This window comes from Methylomonas sp. MgM2, assembly GCF_054172045.1.
This window is the reverse complement of the sequence record NZ_JBSYXO010000008.1, coordinates 96,191-119,923: the sequence shown is the minus strand read 5'-3', so window position 1 is coordinate 119,923 and position 23,733 is coordinate 96,191. Positions and strand designations below refer to the sequence as shown.

Annotated in this window: 20 protein-coding genes and 1 pseudogene; 8 read left to right on the top strand and 13 right to left on the bottom strand. The window is 43.0% G+C overall.

From position 1 onward, the window contains the following. Positions 1-90 precede the first annotated feature (90 nt). Positions 91-408, bottom strand: coding sequence for a hypothetical protein (locus ACW73I_RS08685; protein ID WP_458028860.1), 318 nt, complete (start codon positions 406-408; stop codon positions 91-93). Positions 409-1,266: 858 nt separating this feature from the next. Between ACW73I_RS08685 and ACW73I_RS08680 the strand changes: the two genes are divergently transcribed. The 3 genes from ACW73I_RS08680 to ACW73I_RS08670 are packed head-to-tail and all read left to right on the top strand — an operon-like array spanning position 1,267 to position 2,811. Then, positions 1,267-1,806, top strand: coding sequence for a hypothetical protein (locus tag ACW73I_RS08680; protein WP_458028859.1), 540 nt, complete (start codon positions 1,267-1,269; stop codon positions 1,804-1,806). Between the two features lie 31 nt (positions 1,807-1,837). Then, positions 1,838-2,497, top strand: coding sequence for a hypothetical protein (locus tag ACW73I_RS08675; protein WP_458028857.1), 660 nt, complete (start codon positions 1,838-1,840; stop codon positions 2,495-2,497). Positions 2,498-2,508: 11 nt separating this feature from the next. After that, positions 2,509-2,811, top strand: a complete 303-nt coding sequence (locus tag ACW73I_RS08670) for a DUF3298 domain-containing protein (protein ID WP_458028856.1) — start codon at positions 2,509-2,511, stop codon at positions 2,809-2,811. A gap of 273 nt (positions 2,812-3,084) precedes the next feature. Here ACW73I_RS08670 and ACW73I_RS08665 read toward each other — a convergent pair whose 3' ends face one another. From ACW73I_RS08665 to ACW73I_RS08650, 4 genes are read right to left on the bottom strand one after another with little or no spacing between them, the layout of a single operon-like run. Next, positions 3,085-3,540, bottom strand: a complete 456-nt coding sequence (locus tag ACW73I_RS08665; RefSeq protein ID WP_458028854.1) for an ankyrin repeat domain-containing protein — start codon at positions 3,538-3,540, stop codon at positions 3,085-3,087. Between the two features lie 15 nt (positions 3,541-3,555). Then, positions 3,556-4,233, bottom strand: coding sequence for a hypothetical protein (locus tag ACW73I_RS08660; protein WP_458028853.1), 678 nt, complete (start codon positions 4,231-4,233; stop codon positions 3,556-3,558). After that, a complete protein-coding gene (locus ACW73I_RS08655) occupies positions 4,230-4,994 on the bottom strand; it encodes a 4Fe4S-binding leucine-rich repeat protein (protein ID WP_458028852.1) in 765 nt (254 codons plus the stop codon). Before ACW73I_RS08655 ends, ACW73I_RS08660 begins: the two co-directional genes overlap by 4 nt. Before the next feature lies 1 nt (position 4,995). Then, complete coding sequence (locus ACW73I_RS08650) at positions 4,996-5,550, bottom strand: flavodoxin (protein ID WP_458028851.1); 555 nt, start codon at positions 5,548-5,550, stop codon at positions 4,996-4,998. 325 nt (positions 5,551-5,875) lie between these two features. On the opposite strand from ACW73I_RS08650, the gene bfr reads away from it, so the two are divergent. The 4 genes and pseudogenes from bfr to ACW73I_RS08630 all read left to right on the top strand — a co-directional run. After that, positions 5,876-6,343: a bacterioferritin gene (bfr, locus tag ACW73I_RS08645; RefSeq protein ID WP_458028850.1), complete on the top strand. Its 468-nt coding sequence runs from the start codon at positions 5,876-5,878 to the stop codon at positions 6,341-6,343. A 176-nt stretch (positions 6,344-6,519) separates the two neighbouring features. Further along, positions 6,520-7,545: a GlxA family transcriptional regulator gene (locus tag ACW73I_RS08640; protein ID WP_458028849.1), complete on the top strand. Its 1,026-nt coding sequence runs from the start codon at positions 6,520-6,522 to the stop codon at positions 7,543-7,545. 91 nt (positions 7,546-7,636) lie between these two features. Then, positions 7,637-9,799: an enoyl-CoA hydratase-related protein gene (locus ACW73I_RS08635; protein ID WP_458028848.1), complete on the top strand. Its 2,163-nt coding sequence runs from the start codon at positions 7,637-7,639 to the stop codon at positions 9,797-9,799. A 95-nt stretch (positions 9,800-9,894) separates the two neighbouring features. Continuing rightward, a pseudogene (locus tag ACW73I_RS08630) lies at positions 9,895-10,193 on the top strand (transposase); the annotation flags it as partial. Positions 10,194-10,336: 143 nt separating this feature from the next. On the opposite strand, the gene ACW73I_RS08625 reads toward ACW73I_RS08630, so the two are convergent. The 3 genes from ACW73I_RS08625 to ACW73I_RS08615 all read right to left on the bottom strand — a co-directional run bounded on the left by ACW73I_RS08625 (position 10,337) and on the right by ACW73I_RS08615 (position 13,281). Further along, positions 10,337-11,245, bottom strand: a complete 909-nt coding sequence (locus tag ACW73I_RS08625) for a glycosyltransferase family 2 protein (RefSeq protein WP_458028847.1) — start codon at positions 11,243-11,245, stop codon at positions 10,337-10,339. Then, positions 11,245-12,186, bottom strand: a complete 942-nt coding sequence (locus tag ACW73I_RS08620) for a glycosyltransferase (RefSeq protein WP_458028846.1) — start codon at positions 12,184-12,186, stop codon at positions 11,245-11,247. Before ACW73I_RS08620 ends, ACW73I_RS08625 begins: the two co-directional genes overlap by 1 nt. Before the next feature lie 90 nt (positions 12,187-12,276). Beyond that, complete coding sequence (locus tag ACW73I_RS08615; RefSeq protein WP_458028845.1) at positions 12,277-13,281, bottom strand: acyltransferase; 1,005 nt, start codon at positions 13,279-13,281, stop codon at positions 12,277-12,279. Between the two features lie 1,537 nt (positions 13,282-14,818). Here ACW73I_RS08615 and ACW73I_RS08610 point away from each other — a divergent pair. Further along, the gene (locus ACW73I_RS08610) at positions 14,819-15,637 is read left to right on the top strand and encodes a class I SAM-dependent methyltransferase (protein WP_458028844.1); all 819 of its coding nucleotides are present in this window, start codon (positions 14,819-14,821) and stop codon (positions 15,635-15,637) included. Positions 15,638-15,772: 135 nt separating this feature from the next. On the opposite strand, the gene ACW73I_RS08605 is transcribed toward ACW73I_RS08610, so the two are convergent. The 5 genes from ACW73I_RS08605 to ACW73I_RS08585 form a co-directional block, all read right to left on the bottom strand. Further along, positions 15,773-19,561, bottom strand: a complete 3,789-nt coding sequence (locus ACW73I_RS08605) for a glycosyltransferase (protein ID WP_458028843.1) — start codon at positions 19,559-19,561, stop codon at positions 15,773-15,775. Positions 19,562-19,693: 132 nt separating this feature from the next. Then, positions 19,694-20,536, bottom strand: coding sequence for an FkbM family methyltransferase (locus ACW73I_RS08600; RefSeq protein WP_458028842.1), 843 nt, complete (start codon positions 20,534-20,536; stop codon positions 19,694-19,696). Between the two features lie 115 nt (positions 20,537-20,651). Next, positions 20,652-21,977 (bottom strand): FkbM family methyltransferase, encoded by a 1,326-nt coding sequence (locus ACW73I_RS08595; protein ID WP_458028841.1) that lies wholly within the window; start codon positions 21,975-21,977, stop codon positions 20,652-20,654. Positions 21,978-22,027: 50 nt separating this feature from the next. Next, positions 22,028-22,936: a hypothetical protein gene (locus tag ACW73I_RS08590; RefSeq protein ID WP_458028840.1), complete on the bottom strand. Its 909-nt coding sequence runs from the start codon at positions 22,934-22,936 to the stop codon at positions 22,028-22,030. Between the two features lie 535 nt (positions 22,937-23,471). Then, a complete protein-coding gene (locus ACW73I_RS08585) occupies positions 23,472-23,726 on the bottom strand; it encodes a DUF2442 domain-containing protein (protein WP_458028839.1) in 255 nt (84 codons plus the stop codon). Between the last annotated feature and the right edge of the window lie 7 nt (positions 23,727-23,733).

The following is a 23,733-nucleotide window of genomic DNA, read 5'->3' as shown; positions in this document are numbered from 1 at the left end:
ACCAGTCATTTGCGCACGATATTGCAAAGCGATCCTTGACCTTCAGCAGAGCATGACTGGCGCTACGAAAGTCGCTAAGCAGAAACCGAGTTACTTTCGTTGATGATATTCCGCAACCAGCACCTTAATCTTTAGTCTCATAATGTCTTTCAGCATACGAATTTTTCGATCGTGTTCCTGATGCGCGATATCGTAGATCTGTTTTCTCAGGGTTTCGCTACTATCTTCGGGTAGACTCAAGGACCATTCAGTGAAAAAGGCATCATAGCTGTCAACGGTTTTGATCAGCTCAAACCTGAGCTTTTCGCCGTCTTTCTTCGGGATGCTCCTGAGTGCTTCATCGATAACCTCGTCAATATCTGATTTATGTTGTTTGTTCGAAACGGGAAACTGGATGATTTCAGACATAAGCACCGTAAAATTATAAGTAACCGAACACCGCGTTGATTTGTGTGTAGCTCTCTTGACTCAATGCTTAATTCATATTCTGCACCAATTTATAAGCGATTGAATTATAGATAAAATTTACTGAAACTATTTGTGGCGTTCGTAACAAATAACAGCCGGATGGAACGTCGATGTTTGAATGACTGCAGTTGCGCTTAATCAACCGCCGAAATCCTCGCTGAAATGTTAGCTAACGGCGGTGGCACTCATAAGAGTTTCTTCTGCCATTGATTCAATGTTAATTGGTACGATACGGTTTAGAGATTGCGCTAAAGACGAAATCGACTCTTCGGAGACATTCAAAGTTTTTCCTCGAATGTCGGCAGCAATACCTTTAGTTGCCATTCAACTCAGAGGTAATGAGCTCGCCGGGGACAGACCATGGACAAAGCCACAAACCGTTGAAATTAAGCCAACCCACAAAAGCATCCTGAACCAGTGCGTCGCTTCGACCGCTGGGTTAGGGTTAGCTACGCGAATCTTGCAGCCGCAAGCCAAACCAACACATACCGGAATTCCTTCGATACCCAGACTGGAACAGCCAAAGAAAAACGTTTTAACGCCAACATTCGTAAAAACTGGTCTAACATTTATACTTTGTCTCTATATTACCGCTTCAAAAAATCTATGTGGAAAAAATCGATAACTTTACTAATCCTAATCGGCCAAACCGGCTGTAATATCGAGTGGAAACAGAAACCGGACAAAGTTAAATGGGCCATGGTGGATACTGGAAAACTACGGACCACGTTTTACGATACCTTTAAAAAAACCGTTCCATATCCTCCGGAACTGCTTACCAGCGATGAAACCTCCCGAATGCAGGAGCTGACCAAAAAACAAATCTCTCAGTTGGAACAGGATGCGAGAGAAAACTGCCGCAAGAACATTGAAGGAAGCGCAAAATCGCTACCGAACAGAACCGATGAAAACGAAACCATCATTATGCCATCCGGGGAAAAAATCATTCGTCCTAAGCGACATCAATACCCGTCAGAAGCAGTCCGGCCAACTGCCGCCGCGAGTAATGCATTTTATGAATGTACCGCGAATATTCAAAAAGACCCGTTAATTACCGAGCTGCAAAACAAACTACGAAGCGTATACGAAGCGAACATAGCCAGAGGGAAATTTGATCAGGAGACTCGAAAGAAATTTGACGATTTCTTAAAAACCGCGGTTGATAAATATGCGCAAAGCAAACACTTTCAGCTGATACTAAACAACAATCCCGAGAATATCCTTTACAGTGCCGACAAAATTTATATACAAGCGACCGATGATGTTATTGCATTTATATCCGACAATCAATTACTAACCTCCCCAGCCGATACCAACCTAGAAAACCAAGTCCGCTAAGCCAATGCATCGATCAAGCCGAATCATTCTTGTGATACTTCTATTATGCGCCGCGTGCGGCAGAACTGAACGTACCGAAGCCCGGCTGCCTGCCGAAGAAGTATTGGGCGCCGAATCAGGTGGTTACAACCTGTTTTATAAAAACACTCGAGAAGGTGCGACGGCCATCGGCCAAATATTTTCCACCCCTAAAGGGCATCCAAATTTAATATACGTCGGATTTTTATATCGAAAATATAAAAATATTAACCCAGCGCCGCAAGCCAATCTGAAACTGATAATATCGGAATGGCAGAATGATAGACCCCTTCGCCCTACTTTATGGGAATCCGAAATCAAAACGGTGACGGGAGAATCCATCGGCGACTGGTTAGAATTCAACTTGCCGAGCGTAAAACTAAAGCCCGGCGTCAAATATATCGCCTGGTTGACACTATCCGATCTGGAAAATGCGGATGACGCGAGTTTGTCGATAGTCAATATGGGACCGAGGACCTTAACTCCTATGCCAACTGCCGGAGAGCCATGGAATGCCGAATGGAAATTCGCCTACGCAGAAGGACAAAGGGCTATGTGGGGGCACGGCAATCCAGATGGTATCACCGATTACATGACGGAATATCCTTGGAAAACGGACGCACCCGGCCACAATTTGCATTTCAATATGCTATTTGAAAACCGGGCCAAATAACTAAAAGAGAATTGCCATACTATCCTGAAGATGTATTTATAGAGGATGTGAAATGGCGACCTAAATTGCAATCTTTGTTTTGGAAAGCTCTTGCTGCCCAGGGCTGGATTACGACAGAAGATCAAAAACAAGAGGTTGAGACTGAAATTAAGAATATAGTGATTCGCCCAGAAAGATGGTTATTTACCGACCAAGGACTAAGTATCTATTTCAGAGCTTACGAGGGAATATGCTATGGCTGTAAACCGGGGCCAGTTGCAGTCGCTTGGTCAAAACTCAAACCGTTATTGCGCCAAGGTTCGGTGTCGCCTTAATCCGCTTGTTCAAGATTTTTACAATTCGCACATTGATGTAGGGTCGTAGAAGGCTGTATACAACATGCAGGTCATCGTTTGCGATTGATGCAGTTCGTCAACTCCCCTCACGCAAATGAACGGCCGTTTTCTGACTTTCACCTGCCGTTATGCTGGAGTAATTGATCAGCAGGTACTGGCCGAAAGCGGGAATGAAGTTCGGCAAAATATGGATTCTGCTTTTAAAATCAAAGGATGATTTTTCGATCGTTTTGTCGCCAGGCAAGATTAGCCTTATTTCAAAGCCTTCACAGCGTGGAGTAACAGCTGCAGACATTCTCGGGTCGAGGCCAAGTCCAGGGCGCTAAAATCGTCGTCGGTCGTCAGCGTGGGGTCGGCACCGGCCTGTAGCAACTGCGCCACAACGGTATGTTTGCCGCTGGACGACGCATACGTCAGCGCCGTGGCGCCGCTTGGGTTTTGATAATCGATATCTATTCCGGCATTCAGCAGCGTAGAAATGCAATCGGCCGACTCCGAAAAACAGGCGGCCCATAAGGCATTGTTGCCGTAGGCGTCCACAACTTTCAGGTCCGTACCTTGCTGCAATAAATATCTCAATATATCGCCTCTGCCCTGTTGCGCGGCCAGAATTAGCGCCTGCCGCCCGGCCGCGTTAGGCGCCGAAAGTTGCGCGTTATCGAATCCGTTATCGAGCAGCCAGGTCTCGATGTCCGCGAATGCATCCATCAAATACTCTCCCGATTAAACCAGCGAGGGGCGATTCAGTAGCGACAAGTGGCCAATGCCGGCGTCGTATAATTTACCGACCATTTCGAGGCGGCCGGCGTCGCCTTTACCTCGCAGATATTGCAGTTCGGGAACGGTCAGCAAAGTGGCTGCGATAAGCTTGACTTGGCCGCCGGCGATATCCAATTCGTTGGGTAAGTTGCGCGGCGTATGCAGCAGGGCGCCAACCCGGCCGCGGCCGTCCTTGATGTGATCGATGTTGAATTCCAGCGACAGCAAGTCTCCTGCCAACAATTTTTCGGAAAGACGCGGAAAACCCGCCAGCGTGTGACTGACTTCCGCCAGCATCGGAAACAGCCAGGTGTCGGCCAGGGCGGTCAATGATGCGTCGGCCGGAATGTTGGCATCAGGCGATTCGACAAACACCTCGATACCCAGACCGGTTTCGGGCTTGTCTCTTTCCACCCAAGGATCGGACAAGCCGTCGGAAACGATGCACGCATTGTCACCATGCCGCGCCGCCAACCAGGAAGCGCCCGCCGGCCATTCCGGACCATCGCTCATAGGCCCCATTAAGGACGTCAGGGGAGCCAGATCGGAATCGAACAATTCTTTAATCGCGCGATGCCGCGCTTCGGAAGCGATATTCAGACGGTCGGCATAGCTTAAGCCGACGATAAAGGTATTGGTCATGGACTAGAGCTGGCTACGGTTACGGTTTCCAGACGCTGCCGTACGGTCGAACGAACTTCGTCATCGGCATCGTCAAGCATTTCTTGAAGTAAATCCGGTTTGGCGCGTAAAGCCACTTCATAGCGTACCGTCCAGTCATCGTCTTTGCTCATCATAGGCAAATCCTCTACGTCCATGCGTTGGGCGACCGTACGCCGGATTTCGACTTCGGCGTCGTTCGCCATCAAGCCCAGACTGACTCTGGGAATGCGAGCGGCTACCACACGCCGAACTTCGCAATCGGAATCGGCAGCCAAGCGGAATAAACGCCCTTGAGGCAAACGTCTGGCGACATAGACGCGCACTAAATAATCGCGGTCGCCGGCCATCGATTCCAACTCTTCTTCGGGTAAACGGTCGGCTACCGTAATTCTGACCTCCCGATCGCTGTCGTTACGCAGCAATGGCAGCCATTCCAACGGTACGCGGTATGCCAGCACTCTGCGAACGGCTTCGTCGGGATCGGTCAATAGCGGCTTTAATTTGTTGGTCGGAAGATAGCGGGCCGCGATGGCGCGCCGTTCCCAAAAAGGGTCCTGGGCATATTCCGGCGCGTAAGCGGGATTGGCTTTGAAAAAGCGGTCGATTTGGCGTCCGCTTTCGGCTGCCACACAGCAGTCGCCGGGGACACAGCGCCCGCTCGCTAACAAGGTTTTCGAAAAGCGGCAGAGTTTACAATCGGCTCGCGGGGTCAGGTCCGGTTCAATATCTTCGGCCGGCATATCAAGCTACCTTGGCCAAATCCGGCAAGAGTTGCGGAGTAACCTGCGTCAACCAAGTTTTGATCCGCTCTTCGGTTAGATGAGGCTGACCGCGCTGGTCTATTACCAGTCCGACGAATTGACCATCGACGATCGAAGCCGAATGCTCGAATTGATAACCTTCAGTACTCCAGCGGCCAACGATGTCGGCGCCATAACCGTAAAACACATGGTAAAGTTTGATTAACGAGCTGGCGAAACGCGAAGCATAACGCTCCTGATGGCCCAAGCCGAACAACGCAACCTTTTTGCCGGACAAATCGACGTCGTCGAGATAAGGTACAAACTCGGCCCAATTGGCTTCTTGACAGCCTACCGCCAAGCCCGGCAAATCGCCTACCCCGTAACTCGGCGTGCCCAATATGAGTGCGTCGTAACTCAACAATTCGGCAGGTTTGGTGCGGTTGATATTCTTGGGTTTGTCCGCCAGTTCTTCGCCCAAGATGCTATAGATTTTCTTTGCGACCAGACGCGTGCTGCCGGTATCGGTGCCGAAAAATATGCCGATCTTGCTCATAAATCACCTATCATCGAGATTGCATAATTGGTCAAAAAGGCCTTTTCAACCAATTATGCAAATTTCGATCCAGCTTATACGATTTTTTTCGAAAAAATTTAATCATTTAGTTTCAACACGTTATAAATTAAACTCCTGCACCGTTTCTGTTCGAGTTGAAGTGATATCTACAATTGGGTTAAACAACACAATCTAAGCCGCCTCGAAACATCGCGCACTCGCGCCGGGATGCCTGATAGACTTAAGATGACATTTAACAGTTGTGGACAACCGGATAAAATCGAAAATATCCAAATTTAATCATATCCGACGGGAGAAAATGACCATGAAAGGCGATACCAAAGTGATTGAGATGCTTAACGAATTGCTGGCCGGCGAGCTGACTGCGATGGATCAATATTTTATCCATTCGCGCATGTATCACGACTGGGGTTTCGAAAAACTCTACGAGCGCATAGACCACGAAATGACGGAGGAAACCCAACATGCCGATCAACTGATCCGTAGAATTCTGTTTTTGGAAGGTACGCCCAACCTATCCAAACGCGATCCTTTGAATGTCGGCAGCGACGTGCCGCAGATGTTGCAAAACGACTTGGCAGTGGAAATTCAGGTGGTGAACGCACTTAAAGAAGTCATCGCCTATTGCGAATCGGTCAAAGACTATCAGACACGCGAAATACTCGAAGTCATGCTGAAAGATACCGAGGAAGACCATGCCTATTGGCTGGAGCAGCAACTTGGCCTGATTGACAGAATAGGTCTGCAGAACTATTTGCAATCTCAAATGTAGCCTGTTGCCTGATAGATGATTCGACTTCAACCTGGACCACGCAATGTTGTGAAACCAGCAAGTTAGACGCTAATCAACACACCCTCGTTTTGGCCGAAAACGAGGGATGTTTGTCATTGAATCTAGCGGCAAAATTGGTGACTATTTAGCCATGCAGAGTTACCGAGGATGCCGCCATGTCCAAGTTCAGTTTTTCCAAGCCGGAGAATTTCAAATTCCAGGCCCGAACCGTCGGCGTTTTAGCGTTTCCGGATGTCGAAATATTAGATATCGCCGGTCCCAACGAGGTATTCGGTTTTGCCAGTGCAGCGTTGCAACATCGCGGCATCTGTGACCGAAACATTTATTCGACCAAAATCTTCGCCGAAAAATCGGGCCCCGTTAAGACTTTATCCGGCTTACAGATCGTTGCCGACGAAGCTTACGGCGATACTGACGTCGAATTCGATACCTTACTCATTCCGGGCGGTTATATAGAAAAGGCCATAGCCGACGAAAAATTGATCGCCTGGATAAAGGCGATGGCAGAGAAAGTACGTCGAGTGGTTTCAGTTTGTACCGGATCGTTTTTACTGGCAGAGGCCGGTTTACTGGACGGTTGCAAAGCCACAACTCACTGGCACTACAGCTCACAACTTTCCGAGAATTATCCTTTGGTCTGTGTACAACCCGATCATATTTTTATTAAAGACGGCAATATTTTTACGTCCGGCGGCATTACCTCCGGGATTGATTTGGCATTGGCGTTGATAGAGGAAGATTGGGGGCGAGAATTGGCTCTGCACGTCGCCCGTTTCATGGTGGTTTTTCTAAAGCGTCCCGGCGGTCAATCTCAATTCAGCGCCTATTTAACCAACGAAGCGGCTCATCGCTCGGACATCCGCGACTTGCAAGGCTGGATTATGGATCATGCCGGAGAAGAGCTGACGGTCGAGACGTTAGCCGGACGCATGGCGATGAGTCCGCGCAACTTTGCCCGTTTGTTCTCTACCGAAACCGGCATGACGCCGGCCAAATACGTCGAAATGGTACGCATCGATCAGGCTAGAAATCTGCTGGATAGCAGCGATTTGGGCGTGGAATGGATAGCCGTTAAAACAGGTTTTAAGGATCAAGAGCGTATGCGGCGCGCCTTTCTGCGTCAACTCGGCGTGAATCCTCACGATTACCGGCAACGCTTTAGCCGAGCTATCGTTGCCTGAATACCAGGCACTGGTCCCAATGCCTACTCAGCCAGTGCTTTTACGGATTTTGCTTATTAATTTAAGAACTTCACATTTAAGGGGGAGTGTCATGAGAATCTTACTGTTATCGAGCGCATTTTCCGGCCTCACCCAACGCTTTTACACCGAATTGGACGACGCCGGCTACGAGGTTTCCGTCGAACTGCATTTGGGTAACGATGCTGAAGTGCTGGAGGGTGTGGAGCTATTCAAACCGGACTTGATTCTATGTCCGTTTCTAAGACAGCGCATACCGGCCACCATTTATCAACATTACCGCTGTCTGATCGTACATCCCGGCATCAAGGGCGACCGCGGGCCTTCGTCATTGGATTGGGCAATTCAACAAGGACTGAATGAATGGGGAGTCACGCTGTTAGAAGCAGCGGAGGAAATGGATGCCGGCGACATCTGGGCCAGCAAGACTTTTACGCTGCGTGATGCGACCAAAAGCAGCGTGTTCAACCGCGAAGTCACGCAAGCGGCCGTCGCTTGTTTATGGGAAGCGTTGACTTATTTCGATGCGCCGCATTTTAAGCCGGAACCCTTGGATTACAGCAAGCCCGATGTGAAGGGCCAATTACGGCCGGCGATGAAACAAGCCGACCGAAAAATAGACTGGAAAAAACACAAAACCGACGAAATTTTGCGGCGGATCCGGGCCGCTGATGGTTGCCCGGGGCTGTTAGACGAGATATTCGGCCAAGCTTTTTATCTTTATAACGCCCATAAGGAATCGCATTTACGCGGCAAACCGGGCGAAATCATTGCAGTAGCCGAGCATGCCGTTTGCCGGGCAACCCTGGACGGCGCGGTTTGGATCGGCCATTTGAAACCGAAATTGGCGCATGGGCCGGGCATCAAATTACCTGCGACCCGGGTTTTGAAAGACTATTGGCCGAAAACCCAATCCGGCTTACAGGCTCGCTTGACAAAACCGCCTAAGACTTTTGTGATCGACTACACCCAACCCGGCAAACAACTACCGACCCAGGAAGTCTGGTACGAAATACACGGCGAAGCGGCCTATCTGTATTTCGCCTTCCATAACGGCGGCATGGGTACCGCACAGTGCAAGTTGTTGCTGTCGGTTTATCAGCACATCGCCACCTTGCCGGTCAAAGCCATCGTGTTGATGGGCGGCGAGGACTTCTGGTCCAACGGCATTCATCTGAACCATATCGAAGCCGCGGATGATCCAGCCGAAGAATCATGGCATAACATCAATGCCATCGACGATATGATTCACCAAATCGTCACGACGCTGGACAAATTGACCATCGCCGCAGTATCGGGAAATGCCGGCGCCGGCGGCGCGATTTTAGCCATTGCAGCGGATAAAGTGGTGACAAGAGATGGCGTGATGTTCAACCCGCATTACAAAAACATGGGCGAACTCTACGGCTCCGAATATTGGACTTATCTATTGCCGAAGCGCGTCGGCCATGCATTAGCAAGTCAACTAACCGAACAGCGTTTGCCTATCAGCGCGAAAAAAGCCTGGCAGTTGGGCTTGGTCGACAAGGTTTTGGATAGGCAACACGCGATTTTTACCGCGCAAGTCAGGCATTTGGTCGATACCTATCTGAACAACCCGGCCGAGTTAGGCAAATTGCTGCGAGAAAAAGCCGGCACCCGCTGCATGGATGAAGGCGCTAAACCTTTGGCCGCCTACCGCAAATTCGAACTCACTCAAATGTACGGCAATTTCTATGGAACCGGTGTCTACCACGAAGCCAGGCAGCGTTTTGTGTACAAGAAACCCATTGAGCAGACCCCGACGAATATTGCTAAACACAGGCAATGCGGCATGATAAACCCCGCATTACCGGGCAGCATGATCCACTTCGTCTGGCACGATAGTTATGCGACGGGCGATGAGAAGATGGATCAGGAACACAAAGACTTTTTCGAACTGGCGGAAAGACTATCCGTTTCGACCACCAAACAAACTATGCTGGAGACACTGTTCGATTTACACCAGCATGTTAAAGCGCATTTCGGCGAAGAAGAAGCCTTGATGCAAAAAATGGGCTTTCATAATTACATCAGTCACGCCAAGGAGCATAATTTGATGCTGGAACAGCTAGTTCTAATGACCGAAAAGGTCGAACGTGAAGAATGGCATCCGCAAGATACTCAAAAGTTTATTGAAAAATGGACCAAACATATTTTGAACTCCGACATGGCTTTCAATCAACATTGGAAGGAGATGAATAAGTATTGTGTTTGAAACTAATTAGGGGCTGTTGCCATTTTGCCATCATCTCCCTGAAATTCAATTCTGCCGTATGGAATGGTTTTTCAATCACGAAAGACAAGCCACTTATGCCGCGACAACCGTTTACGGATGAATATTGGGATAAATTCAAAGCTATCATGTTGAGCCGGAGGAATTATGACAAACCGATGCTTCGACAAACAGTAGAAAGGATATATTACTGGCTGCGAGTAAGCCGCCACTGGAGAGACTTGTCGGCAGTCTTTGGAAAGTGGAATGCGATATATAAACGATTCAATGCGTGGTCACTCCAAAAAAGCTGATGGCCATCTTCCAGGCATTGGTTGTTCAGCCGGATTTGGAATGGGTCTTTATTGATGGCAGTATTATGAAAGCTCATCAGCATAGGTAGTGCGGGAAAGGTAGCGGGCAAAGCAATTGGCAATATCGCTGCATCACTACGACTATGATGAACTTATTTTCACTTACTTAGCCATCAATTTGTTCAACCCTAGGCATAGGCCTTTTAAAAATCATTTATATTAATTGTCATTTGTACCAAACAAGACCGCGTACCTGTTTTGAAGCCCAGTTCCAATTATACGAAGTGATCGCTTGCTTACCGAAAACATGGCATAAAAACCAAAGTGTTCCGCCAAATACCAAACGTTTTAAAATAGGCAGATATTGAAAAGGCCTATCATAATACCCCCTCATATCGAAAGCCTTAAATAAAAACCGATAAATGTCGGCCATATATCCATTTAATGGTCCGTACTTTTTGGTTATACGGTACATTTCTTCTATTACCTGCAAGCCGGCCCTAGAAGTAAGATTGTCGTCACTGAAATAATAAACTGATAGCACATCAGGAATTGCCTTAAATTTTGCGCCCGTTGCATTGAGGCGGTTCCACCATTCCCAATCGAAAGCAAGTTGAAAGCTATCATCAAATTCCCCGAGCCGCCGATGAAAGGTTGCCCGCCAAAAGGTGCTCGGCTGTTCTATGCCGTTTCGCATAGACAAAACGTGGAGATAATCTACCGGTAATTGCGTAATGCATTCTGTTCCATCGGCATAAACACGCCGACAGGCGCCGGTAACGACATCAACTGACGGATGATCAATAAATATTTGCGCTATACGGGCTAACGCGCCTGAAGTTAGAGCGTCATCTGCGTTGAGATAACCAAATATTTCACCATCTGCCAGCGTAAACCCTTTATTAAGCGCATCAGCTACGTTTTTGTCTTTCTCGATAATCAGATGACTGACTATATGCGAATAACTTCTAATAATACTAATCGTGCCGTCAGCGCTCAGGCCATCCACGCATATTAATTGCAAATTGGGATATTGCTGTTGCTCGATCGATTTAAGCGTCCGGTCTATGGTTTTTTCGGCATTTAATGACGGCGTAACGAGAGTAATTCGTGGAAAGGATATATTCGTAACCATTATTTTTGATACGGGCGAAAATACTCCGACCGGGCACCTAGATGGTAGGCTGCTATACCTATACCAAAAGCCAAAGATTGATTAGCTGCGCCTTTAAAGGTTTTCAATATGAGTTTTAAAAATTGGCTGGTCAGTCGATACTCATCGGGTATTGTCACCTCGTTATTGTTTAACAAAGCCTCCAGCCTTACATGACTAATACCATAGGAAAACATCAATCGCATAAGATATTTAAACTTAAATCTTTTTTCATCTAAATGATGGTACAAGACCATATTTGGGTTATAAGCAGTTGCCAAATTTAACGAATAAGCTAACCGCATCATAAAGGAATCTTCGCAGGATACGAGATTATTTGTACCCACTCGTCCAAGTTGAAAAATAGCCTGATTACTTTCCACTCGCTGCCGATAGAGTTCGAGTACAGGCCTTTTAATAAATGCACCTGCGGTAGGCGGCTCCCATATTTCCCACGACTCACTCTTGCCAATAATAACTTCATCACCGGCATCTTTAATTGCGAGACGTGACAAAAATGGATAAATCCATTTAGAAGGGTTTAACGCCGGTGCTAACAAAAGCTTACCCCCAAAACAACCAATATTCTTATGCATTAAGGCAAATTTAATTCCTTCTCCAACGTAATTTGGGGCCAGTTCGTTGTCGTCGTCAACAAACAATAGCCACTGACTCTTAGTTTCACAAACGGCTCGCAGGCGAGCCCTAGCTATTCCAGGTACTGATTCCCTAACTATACGCGCGGACATTCCCTTAGCTTCAAACTGATCAATAAGCGAGTTTTCAAGAGGCGGCTCAGAAGCGTTATCAACAATCAAAACTCGAAACTTCCATACATAACTTGATTGATTACATATAGCCCCCAAAACCTTTTTTAAAACTTCTATCCGTGGATTATAGGTACAAATACAAATCTCAAGCATTTAACAAACGCCATATATATTAAAACACCCTTACACGATTAGCCTTTTACAACCTAACAACTGTAACAACAATTTTAAGACATAAAAATATTACGAAACAAGTCGATGCCTATCAATCTTTCTTATAAAAATAGAAAAAATTAAGCTAAATAAAAGTGTTACAAAAAAAACACAAGATATATCTATAAACGGATGATTAAAATCTCTATATCCATTTTTAAAAATAAAATCTAGAACCAGCGCATGGATTCCGTAAATAGCTAGTGAATTATTAGACAAAACATGTAGCGGTCTATCTAGGTACTGTAGTTTATTAGCATAAACTCTAGTAAAAACAAACACAGAAAAAGCACCAATCGCGACTAATACGCTGCTATATGTGTAAAATACATGGACGTATTTATATGCTTGTAGTGAGACAAAAAACGTTCCATAGCCTATTAATAACGACGATAAAATATAAAATAGCGGCGCAAATACAACAAATTTAAGAGCCTCACTTATTAATCCACGCCCTAAAATACGACCAAATGCTGCATATAAGACATAGTAAATTAGCTCACCATCTAATTGGAGTTTATTTTTGAAAGAAAAGCCAAACAATCCCGTCAAGTTTGATAATTTTGGATTAATTAAAATAAAAAAAACACAAGCAAATAAAACCGCACTTCCAAAAGAAACATCTCTAACAGTTAAGATATTGCAAATCATATAAACGATTAGCAATGCATAAAAAAACCACAAATGATAAAAAACCGGAATAAAAAAAATGTTACGCAATGCTTCATATACAGGCTCTCCTTTATAGCACTTTGAATAAATCAAACAAAGAGCACTATAAAACAATAATGCAGAAAAAACACGAACATAATTCTTGATATGCGGCTTCTTTTCACCAAAAAAAATATACCCGGAAATCATAAAAAACAACGGAACAGAAATCCTGGTAAAGGACTGTATATAGTTAGCCACTGACCATGAAAACAAATCGATCTTTTCCATCCTATACAGGTAGAAAGCAGATGTATGCAACAATACAACCAATACACATCCTATAGCCCTTAAATAGTCAAGCCAAATAATTTTTTCTCTCATTTTCTAGAAAGACAAGTCAAAATCAATTAGACACCATATTCACATTCTGCCAAATGCTATTCCCGCTTACGAAATTTTTATTATGGCAAGTTTAATTAAGAAAAAAGCAACACTATCACTCATATAATAATCCAAGAGCAAAATACAACTAGCTTTCTATTTCCACAATATAAGCATGCTTAACTTCAATGACTACTGTCCGAATACCAAGTCATAATATTATAAAATACAAGAAAATTTGTAACGGTTATTGAAATTAATTAAACTGCACTTATTATGAAGCCAAGCTATCTAGATCCCGGGAGATTATACTTTTATAATATTTTTTTGCAACTCGACATCCGCCCTTCCGATACGTCTAATTCGATCGTGTTTCCAGAATCTCTTAATCTTTTCGGAATCACAGGCACTTGAAAAATACTCATCCCAGTAACTATACATAAATGGAATACAGCAAAGTTGAACACTTTTTAGTTTTAGAGCTCGATGCAAATGAAATAACGTCTGCGCAATATTAGACGATCTATACTCCAATACTTGACAATGAATAATCAGTTCGTAAATTTTTGTTGGTAGCTAGCGGTTGCCTATATTGCATAAATCAATTTTTCGTATTGTTTTAAAAAATCCGTAACGCCCTTGCCTATAGCCATAGTAATGGTAATTCGAAAAATTACCCCTAGATACCAAGCATTCATAAAACCTGTGTCCGGAGCAAAATGACCAATGAATACATCTTCAGGCTAGCTATGATTTTCTAGATACAAACCGATTATACGTATTCTTGGATAAGAGCTGCACACGTGCAACGTATTTTTTCTTCGCCCACCTTACCTACATCACAAATTGCATAGAGACATTTAACCCTTTTAGGATAGCAAGTGCTACCAGTCCAAACAGAATAATTTGAATCGCCTCTGTCGAGCAGGTTATTTATGTTTGGGAGATTATGGACGCTGACATCGGTTACGGTATATTTACGGACCAGTTTATAAGCGCTGTAGACATTGGCAGCATGCATATAGCCGTAACGTCTTTCTTAATGCAACAAGCATTGATATTCTTCTGATGCCACTTGGAATCAGATGAACCTTCGGCATCATTTCCTGACTTCGTCCGGTCATTTTCGTTCGGAGCACCACACTGCGCCGGCGCTTTGACGAAGCCAGCAACGATCTTGACCTTTTCAGGCAATCAAACTCACCCGGTCCAGCTCCCTGCACTCAACCTGATTAAAATCGCTTGGAAACACGCCAAATACCGCTGGTGGCGATTCATAACTTGGTCAATATAAGCATTAAGCGAGAAAGTCGTAAAACTTGTGGATTCCTTGGGCCAACAATTTAAACTCTGGTTTACGTGAATCACTAACATCTGATAAAGTAGTAATGTGTGCAATACTAAGCAAATCCAAGGGTGTATTAAAGAGTAATTTAGCATCACAGGTACAAATAACATCAAGTACCGCTGCTCCTTGAATTTACTAGAACATTATTATATTAATATTAAAATAATTTATAAAATTAAAGGGTTATAAATGTCAGGATTTGAAAAAAAGTATACGCATATCTATGATTCCATTCTTCATGATCTTAATGAGTTTGCTAATATAGACTTAGGCTCTTTTTTAGGCGCTGAAGACCATGTACTGGAATATGGATGTGGAACTGGAGAGGCTTCACTCAGATTCGCAGTAGAATTTCCCTCAATAAATATATTTGGTGTTGATTTACATGACGCATTCAAGTCTATTACTAAACCGGCAAAGAGTATACTAAATATAGATGTGGATACCATTCAAAACTTAAAATACTCTGCTATAGGCACGTGCAGTAGTAATGTGGCAATAGCATCTGATGCGTCCACGATTAAAGATAAGTCTTACGCTACACTTGGTCGTTATAAGTTTATTTTTAGTTGGTGCGTGTTTGAGCACATTAACCAAGAATTGATAAGTCAAATATTAGGTGAATTATACACATCATTAGCCGACGATGGATTGTTTTATTTTAGGGTCAATCCTCTGTTTTATTCCGAACGCGGGTCACATTTAAATCAATTAAATACTACGCAGTGGTGCCACCTTATATATCAGCATGACGTATTGAAATCAAAATTTATTGAAGCGGCTATCAGTTCTGGCGTGTCACCAAATAACATTGACCTAATATGGCACCAATATGAGACATTGAATAGGTTTACAGCGGATATGTTTAAACAAGAATTGATTTCTGCTGGATTTAAAATACTAAAAGAAGATCGCAAATATAGTGGCCGCCCAAGTTCGCGATTAAAATCTGCCTATACAGAAGAAGCACTGCGGAATAAGGATATATTGTTTATTTTAAGCAAGTAAAAGCATATAGACAAATGGAACTTGTAAAATTCACAAACCAGCTGATTGAGGGTGTGAACCACCCTCAAAAATGATTCTCGTGACCCATTCTTTTACACTTACTGGAAACTAAGGACATTAAAAAGTACGGCGCTTCTAGACAATATCCACATCTAATTCATCAATCTGCTTGATCACCTCTAGCTCATCATCTTGAGAGGAACCAAGCGTTTGGAAAGCGATCAACTCATGAAATAACAATTCATATCGGTTTGCTTGCTTCATGAAATCCAAATAGGATAGTGCATGAGTCCGACACTGCTCCCTAAGACTGGAACCGTTTAACACGCGCTCAATCCCACTTACTAGTCCTTTAACATCACCAACTTCAAACGTGTAACCAGTTATTCCATCTAAAGCTAAATCAGGAATTGCTCCTGTTCTAAATCCGACCACCGGAACACCGCAAGAAATAGCTTCCGCTGCTGTATTTGAAAAGGTTTCTTCGAGGGAAGGAACAACAATAACGTCTGCGGCACTGTATGCCAGCGCCAGTTTGTCATTATCAGAAATGTACCCTAGATATTGCTTATCTAAATTTATTTGAGAAGTTGCTGGCGTTTCGTTACCAACTAACATGACAAATAGATTTTTAGACATGTCCGTGTTTTTTAAAATATCAAAAGCTTTAACTATCTCTTTATACCCTTTGACCGAGCTAGAATATGAAGGAACGTAACCGATAATTTTCTTGTCAACAGGCAAACCCAACTTATTTCGCGCCTGAACTCTATCATATGGCTGAAATACATCCGTTTCAATTGAATTAGGGATTACCTCTATTCTGCATTTATTAAAAAATGGCGTCGATTCAATAATCCGGCGAGAATGTGCACTCAAAACGACAATGGTTAAATTCGAGAATTTATAGCGATCTCTCTTTGCTGCTAATACTTTAGACGGATATTCAATTTGGTCGGACGGAATTTGTGGGCAGCCGTAGCAATTCGTTTTCCAAAGAGTACAACCATGGAAAAAATGGCATCCGCCGGTAATAGGATACATATCTCTAATTGTCATAACCACCGGTTTACCTAGTCGGGTAAGGGTGGCTATATTTTCAACTGATAAAAAGCGCGCATACCAGTGCAAATTAATAATATCAAAATCACGAACCATATTCACCAAATCATATGAAGAGATGTTTCGTTGATTTATCGTAAAAATAGTGTGATCTGGTTTCGCTTGTAGCTGAAAACCCTGCCAATTAGCGTTGTTCCCAGACGGATGCGTAATAACATTTATATCGCTCTCCGACTCATGATTTCGTACTGTAGTAAACAAAGTAGTTACCACTGAGTGATCCGGTACTGCACGCAAACCTTTATGCAATCTGTATGCTGCATAGCCCGCACCCTGGATAGTACTAGTAGAAAACAATGCCGCCCGAATCGGCATACTAGTTACCTGGCAAATAAGGGCCGATAATTTGGTGATCTGAGCCCTTGGTGAAAATATTTTGAGGCGATTTTCGCTGTAGGCCTTGTTATCAGCAAATGCTTCGCGAGATCGCCAAAATTCAGAAAGTGCTTCAGCGATCGCTATGCTGTTAGCATGCGGCACAATTTTAGCAAATTTAGTTTCTTCTCCGATGACTTCTGGTAGCCCCCCTGCGTCAGTTGTGATTACCGGTAACCCCGCAGCAATCGCTTCTAGTACCGCCACACCGAACGTCTCAGATTGTTGATATTGATTTGAAGAGTAAGTCGACGGGTGAACAAAACAGTCAAAATTCGAATAGTAATCTGGCCTTTCTTTAAAGTTCACAAAAGGCACGAGCGAGACGTTTTGTTCAAGGCCTGTTTCTCGAATCAGAGTTTCAGTATATTCGAGCAGGTCACCGCTATTGCCGTAAACAATAGTCAAATGAACATCTGGCGTGCACGTATCTTTAAATATTTTGAGTGCTCGAATAGCGAACTCATGTCCTTTCCATTCGACTAGACGACCGACCGAAAGCAATTTTAATGTGTTCGTGGGCTCGTAAAACCCAGAGGATTTACGATGATTAAAGAATTGTGCATTTACTGTATTATGAAGCAAAACAACTTTATCGCTAGGAACCCCATGCGACAACAACTCCGCTCTTAGATATTGCGATACTGTTGTAAATATAGTATCTGGACGACTACAAAATTCATCTAAAATATACTTTTTATAATCTAACTTATCTCTTAAAGAAAACACGTCGATACCGTGAGTCATACTTATAGTCGGTATAGACAAAAATAGTGGCTTAATGCGAGTTGAAAATTTCCACTCATTCAGTGAGAAATGAGCGACTACGACGCTAACGCCTAGATTTTCAATAACATACTTATATATTTGAGTGGCAATCTCAGGTCGAAAATCCCCCCAAGGCACATGAATTGCCTTTGCATATGGACGCTGCTCTCGCAGTTGTTCATGCTCGAAAAGGATATAATTATCGTAAATTGTCTCGTTTTCTAGTCGAGTGAGTAAATCATATATAAAGGCTTCAGACGCTGCAGAAAAAACTGAAACAAAATGCAATATAGTTTTTCGAGCATTTTTTTTTCGCAACTCTAAAATAGAATCGATTTTACTTAAAACATCGGAAAATAATCCATGTTTGGTATTAATCTGAATACATTTTAAATTTCCATTCACGACTTCAACAAGCTTACAAAGCTCTACAAAGGCACTATCGCTTTCTGTATGACTTAATAAAAAGTTACTACGATCCCTCAAGCAATGCTCAACATATCTTTTCATGGCTTCAAAAAATTGTGGTCGGTTTTTATACTTCATTACAATAGACCGCAACGCAAAGGCACGATTTTTATTAAACCGAAAAAGGTAAATTTCCTCAGCTTCACTCGCAAGCAGAAATGAAAAATTCCTTTGATAGCTTTCGACCACTTCACTAATAAATAAGTTTCTCCTTTTTTCGCTATTACCCGATGACAAACCACCATCGCTCAAAGTAAAAAGTGGTTCCCTGATACATTTAAAGTTTATACCACCCGTAAAAGCCTTACGAATCCATATAGCATCGCTTACGATTTTAAAATTTTCGTCGAATCGCCCAATGCGATCATAGCAATCTTTTGTAGCCAAAAATGTATTATGACAAATATTAAGATGGCCAAATAACACTCCTTCATTTATTTCTTGTGCACGCAACAAATTTGCGCCCGAAAAATAGTCTGTATAGATAATATCAACTTTATCGCGATAATGTTTCGCAGCTTCAATTGTTTTACTCAAGAACTCGGGACTATAAAAATCATCTGAGTTTAATAAGCAAATGTATTCACCTTTGGCTAATTCAAGCCCTTTATTCATCGCAGAATAAATACCTGAATCAGGCTCTGAAATAAAATAATCAATAATATTTAGGTTATCTCGAATAACCTTTAGTGTACCATCATCGCTCCCACCGTCAATTATAATATATTCGACATTTGAATATGATTGCTGCCTAACGCTATTTATACAACGTTGCAACATATTTTCATTGTTATATACAACGGTAACAATTGTAACCAACGGCATATTAGGTTTAGAAAACTTTAATTCTCCATTTATACGCCTTCCTCCCTCTCCCTGGCGCTTACCTGTCAAATCAGGATATTTATCATAAATTCCGACAAGTTTCGTATCCCGTTTAACAGTATCAGAATTTTTTATTAATAACGAAGTCTTTAGTTTTATCCATTCCGCCGAAGAATTCAACTCAAGAGCCCTTTCATAACAAATTCTGGCTTGTTTAATGTCGTTTTCTTGAACAAGCAAATCGCCTAGCCGTTCATGATACAGGTAGAAGTCGTCGTTTTCTTTGATTGCAATTTCCAAAACCCGCTTGGCTTCAGCGGTGTTTTTATTTAGATAGCATTGATTAATTTTATTAATATATGGCATTTAAAACTTAACAGTTACATTCAGAATCATATAAAATATCGATTATGTTTTATTTTATCCCTACTAACATCTAAATAGATGACAACTAAAACTACCAAAAAATATTTCTACAAATCAAAGGAAATTTTTCATTCAGTCTCTATTAGTTCTTTTTATAATATTCGACAGATATTCAATCAAAAGTTCTGGTTGTGCTCTCTCGATCTGAACCCTACTCAGGGGTGTGAATTCTCCAAAAACACGCTCTTTTGAAGGACTGGATGCAAAAATAAAACCATCGAATGAAGTAGTTTCGAAATCAAAATCAGCCGATATTTCAACCCTGTAATTAAAGCTTACAAGTCGATCTTTAATATGATAATGTAATTGTTGCGAATGGGTTGAAATAAAAAGATAGTCTATCCTTTGTTTTTCTAAAGAATCTGAACAATTCTCCAGCATCTCCACTTCATACCCTTGAATATCAGAATGAAGTATGTCAATTTTTTGGATTTTATTTTCTAAAATATACTTGTCTACTTTAAATTGGTCTTTACTGACGAATGCATGTATAAATTCACCAATGAGCCCATTAACCTCAAAATTATGCTTTCCTGCATTTAGATTTTGCAATTCTGGCTCTACTAATATAACGGTAGCATCTGGGTAAGCGACTTTTAACCACATAGAGTAATGCCCCCAGTATGCTCCAAGCTCAAGCATTGATGGCGAAGCTGGTAACCGTTTGATTAGTTGTTGAAATACATATTCCTCAAGCGGTTCGTGCACTCCGCGATTTATAGCGAGAATTGAACTAAATTCTCCGTAGTACGCATGAGGACCTGATACAGGAACTTTCAAACCATTATGGAGATAAATATAATTGCCATCCACAAAGCCAGCGCGCGGATCTCTTCGAATCGCAACGTTAAGTGGATCAGAGACGATTTCTCTGAATCGACCCAAGAAATCATTAGCTTTTGATTTCGCTCCCATATCTGCTAGTTATCCTATTAATAGACCAGTTTCTATAATTAGATCAGTCTTAGATCCATTCTATGATCAGTAAGACTTGTTGATGCTATATATCTTATTAAAAAACCGACAAAAACTAGTAAGCATTATTGATCAAATCCGGTCTCCAAAACCAGTCATCCCATTGAGCGTCCTGAACCTGATACCCGTAATTACTTAATAAATTGCGAATTTTTTTTCTAGGTTCTTCTTGAAAATTATGCTCCACAGTTAATACTTTAATATGCCAATAATTAAAATCAAATGTTTCCAATATTTCTAGCTCACTACCTTCAGTGTCGATACTAAGATAGTCAATTTCCTGAGGGGCGTTACATACTCTTAAAAAACTATCAAGTGTTTGAGTAGTAACTTTTATAACCTCTCCTATTTCCCTGTAAGCCAAGCGTTTTTGTTTGTGTTGATCACAACCTTCGTATGAAGCTAAAGAACCATACGCATCTGCAAGAATAAATTCGCGCTCCTCGTTATCAAAACCCGCTACGCATGTGTTCTTGCAAACACATTTGCGATTATTTTGTAACTTGGAAAACAACTTTGGATTTGGCTCGGCGCAAATCCCTCGCCAATCAAATTCTTTCTCCAACAAATAAGTATTACTTAATAATACCCCATCAGTTGCTCCGAATTCGACAAAAAAGCCATTTCGCTTATAGTTTAGTTTTTCTAAAACCCATAGATCTTGCCCGAGCTGCGATACTGATTTATATTCAAGTCCTTTTAATTTATCTCTTTGGTTATCAGATTCGTGTTTGGTGCCTATCAATGAATATTTAGTTGCTAACTGATTCCGTTGCTGTGCGAGTGATAACTCATTATGTAGCAAATCTAGCTCGGTTCGTAGCACATTAATGCGTTGATTGGTTCTGCTAGAATTTACTTGATTGGATAATGAATTGACCTCTTTTTCTACAAGAGAAGCCGCTTGCTTCAATAAGCCTAACCTTGTTATTTCGTGTACGCTTCTAGCTTGACAGCTTAATCTTTTGTCTCCACTGATCCCTGATACCGCTTCGGCAAAATGTTTTAACGAGGCAGCTTCATTTTGTAAAATCGCGGCGGCCTTACCTAATGTGTTATACACACCTCCAATTAACATTCGACTTACCAAGCGTTTATTACCACCCCATTCCAATGCTAATTGGACAAACTCCTTTGTCCTTTTAATGTCATCTAATTGTTGATACCCGACGGCGACGAATATTGCCAATTTAGCCCTTTCCGGATGCTTTTCAATCGTTTCACGCTTTAATTGAGTTAACTTATCCCAGTCGCCAAACAGCCATTGAGTACGTACCTGATCAAGCAAATTTTCGTCATAAACTTCTGACTGGCGCGATGTTAACTCAGTATCAACGACTGATTGATTCCTTTCAGTTTTTTGGGTAAGTTGTGCAGACATTATTAAGGATTTATCAGCACGGCTATTTGGCTTATATTTTCGCCGGCGACTCATAAAACGCTCTCTCCAAGCAGCAGATCTTTGATCAAATCAATCTGCGCCTCAGCCTTTATCATCTCTTCATTAAGTAAAGTTTGTCGTGAATACATATCTTCAACCTGATCTTCAAGCTTTTTGATGTGTTGCTGTCTATCCGCAGCAAGTTTTGTCTGCTCGTCTTTTGTCTGAGTGAGTTCGATTATTCTTGCTTGACGGTCTTGGACTTGATTTTCAGCTTCCGCTTTGGCTACTGTCAGTTGCTCTATCTGATCTAGACATTTACGAGTTTGCTGCTCAGCTTCTGTTTTGGCAACCGTTAACTGCTCGATCTGTTGCAACCTTTCCTCCGCAAGCCGTACCTGAAAGTCTCTAGCCTGCACTAGTTGCTCAAGTTCGGCTTGAATGCTGTCTTGCTGCCGAGCAAACTGCTCGCACTCTTGAGTCAGACGCGCGATCAATTCCTGTTGTTCCTTTGCTTGTTTCTTCGCCACTTCGTTAGCTTGCGTCAATTGTTCGATGCGGCTCTGCCGTTCGGACGCAAGCCGCGACTGCTCGTTGCGTGCCTTTGTCAACCACTTTCTTTCATTCTCAAACGGATCGGTTGACGGTTGTATACCCCCGCGCCTAGGTAGCCGCCCTTCGTCTTGTCCAAATTGGACGTAATGCCAAAGCGGGTTGACACCTTTTTCGGCAACGTCTCGATTGTTGCTCAAATACCATTGCGTATCGAACTGCGGGCCGGGATTTCGACCTTCTTTGGCACCATGGCGCAGATAATGAGCCACCGGATCTCTGTGTTTTTCCGCGACATCGGGATAAGTTTTGAGATACCAGGCTTCATCGAAAAAGCCGGAATGCCTCAATATCGACTTTCTAACAAAAGTTGTCCGTTTAAGGATTTTAGCCAGATTTTTAGGCAATCTCTCGACAAACAATGGCGAACTTTTGGCTCTATGCTGATTAGTTGGCAATAGAGCCTTCGGTGGCGCGGCTAATTCCTGATTTTTCGCTTCGCAATCCCGGTATAACAAAAAATAATGTTCCAATTCCTCTTGAACCTGATGCAATTGAAGCAGCAATAATTCATTTTCTTGTTGAAGCTCGGTAATCTGTTTTTCGGATTCGTTGGATGAAGTCATTTAGGTAAATCTCTATCGTTTATGCGTTTTCTTCGTAACCATTTACTCTGAAAGTCGCCCCCACCTCTAGCGCTACTTCCATTTGCCGGATTGATCGGCGGGTTGATTCTGAGTCGCTTAAGGAACAAAAATCTTATAACTTTAGCATTTAATCCCCTCACCCTCTCCCGAAAGGAGATGGGATGCCTTGTTAAAGCTATTTTGCGCGCATTCCTAACCTGCGGCGTACCACTATTTTACAGACAATTATGGCTCGTATGGGTCCAGCATCAAGGTGAGGCGCAGTATCGCCAGTACCGACTTTTTGAGCTTTGGTTTAGTGAAGTATCCATTCGCCAGTCTGCTGGATGCTTTGGTGCATTGCGTCCGGGGCTAGATCGAGTTCGCCCGGCCAAGTGACGAAATAACCATTGACCATGAGTTTGTTGAACTCACAAGGATCTCGCAGTTTTTCAAAGACACCGCGATAGGCGCTGGGTCTGAATCGCACCTTACCTTCTAGGCCGTCGGCAAATTTTACATAGATACAGCCGTGTTCCAGGACACGGGCTTCGACAACATCCCATTTCATATTGACT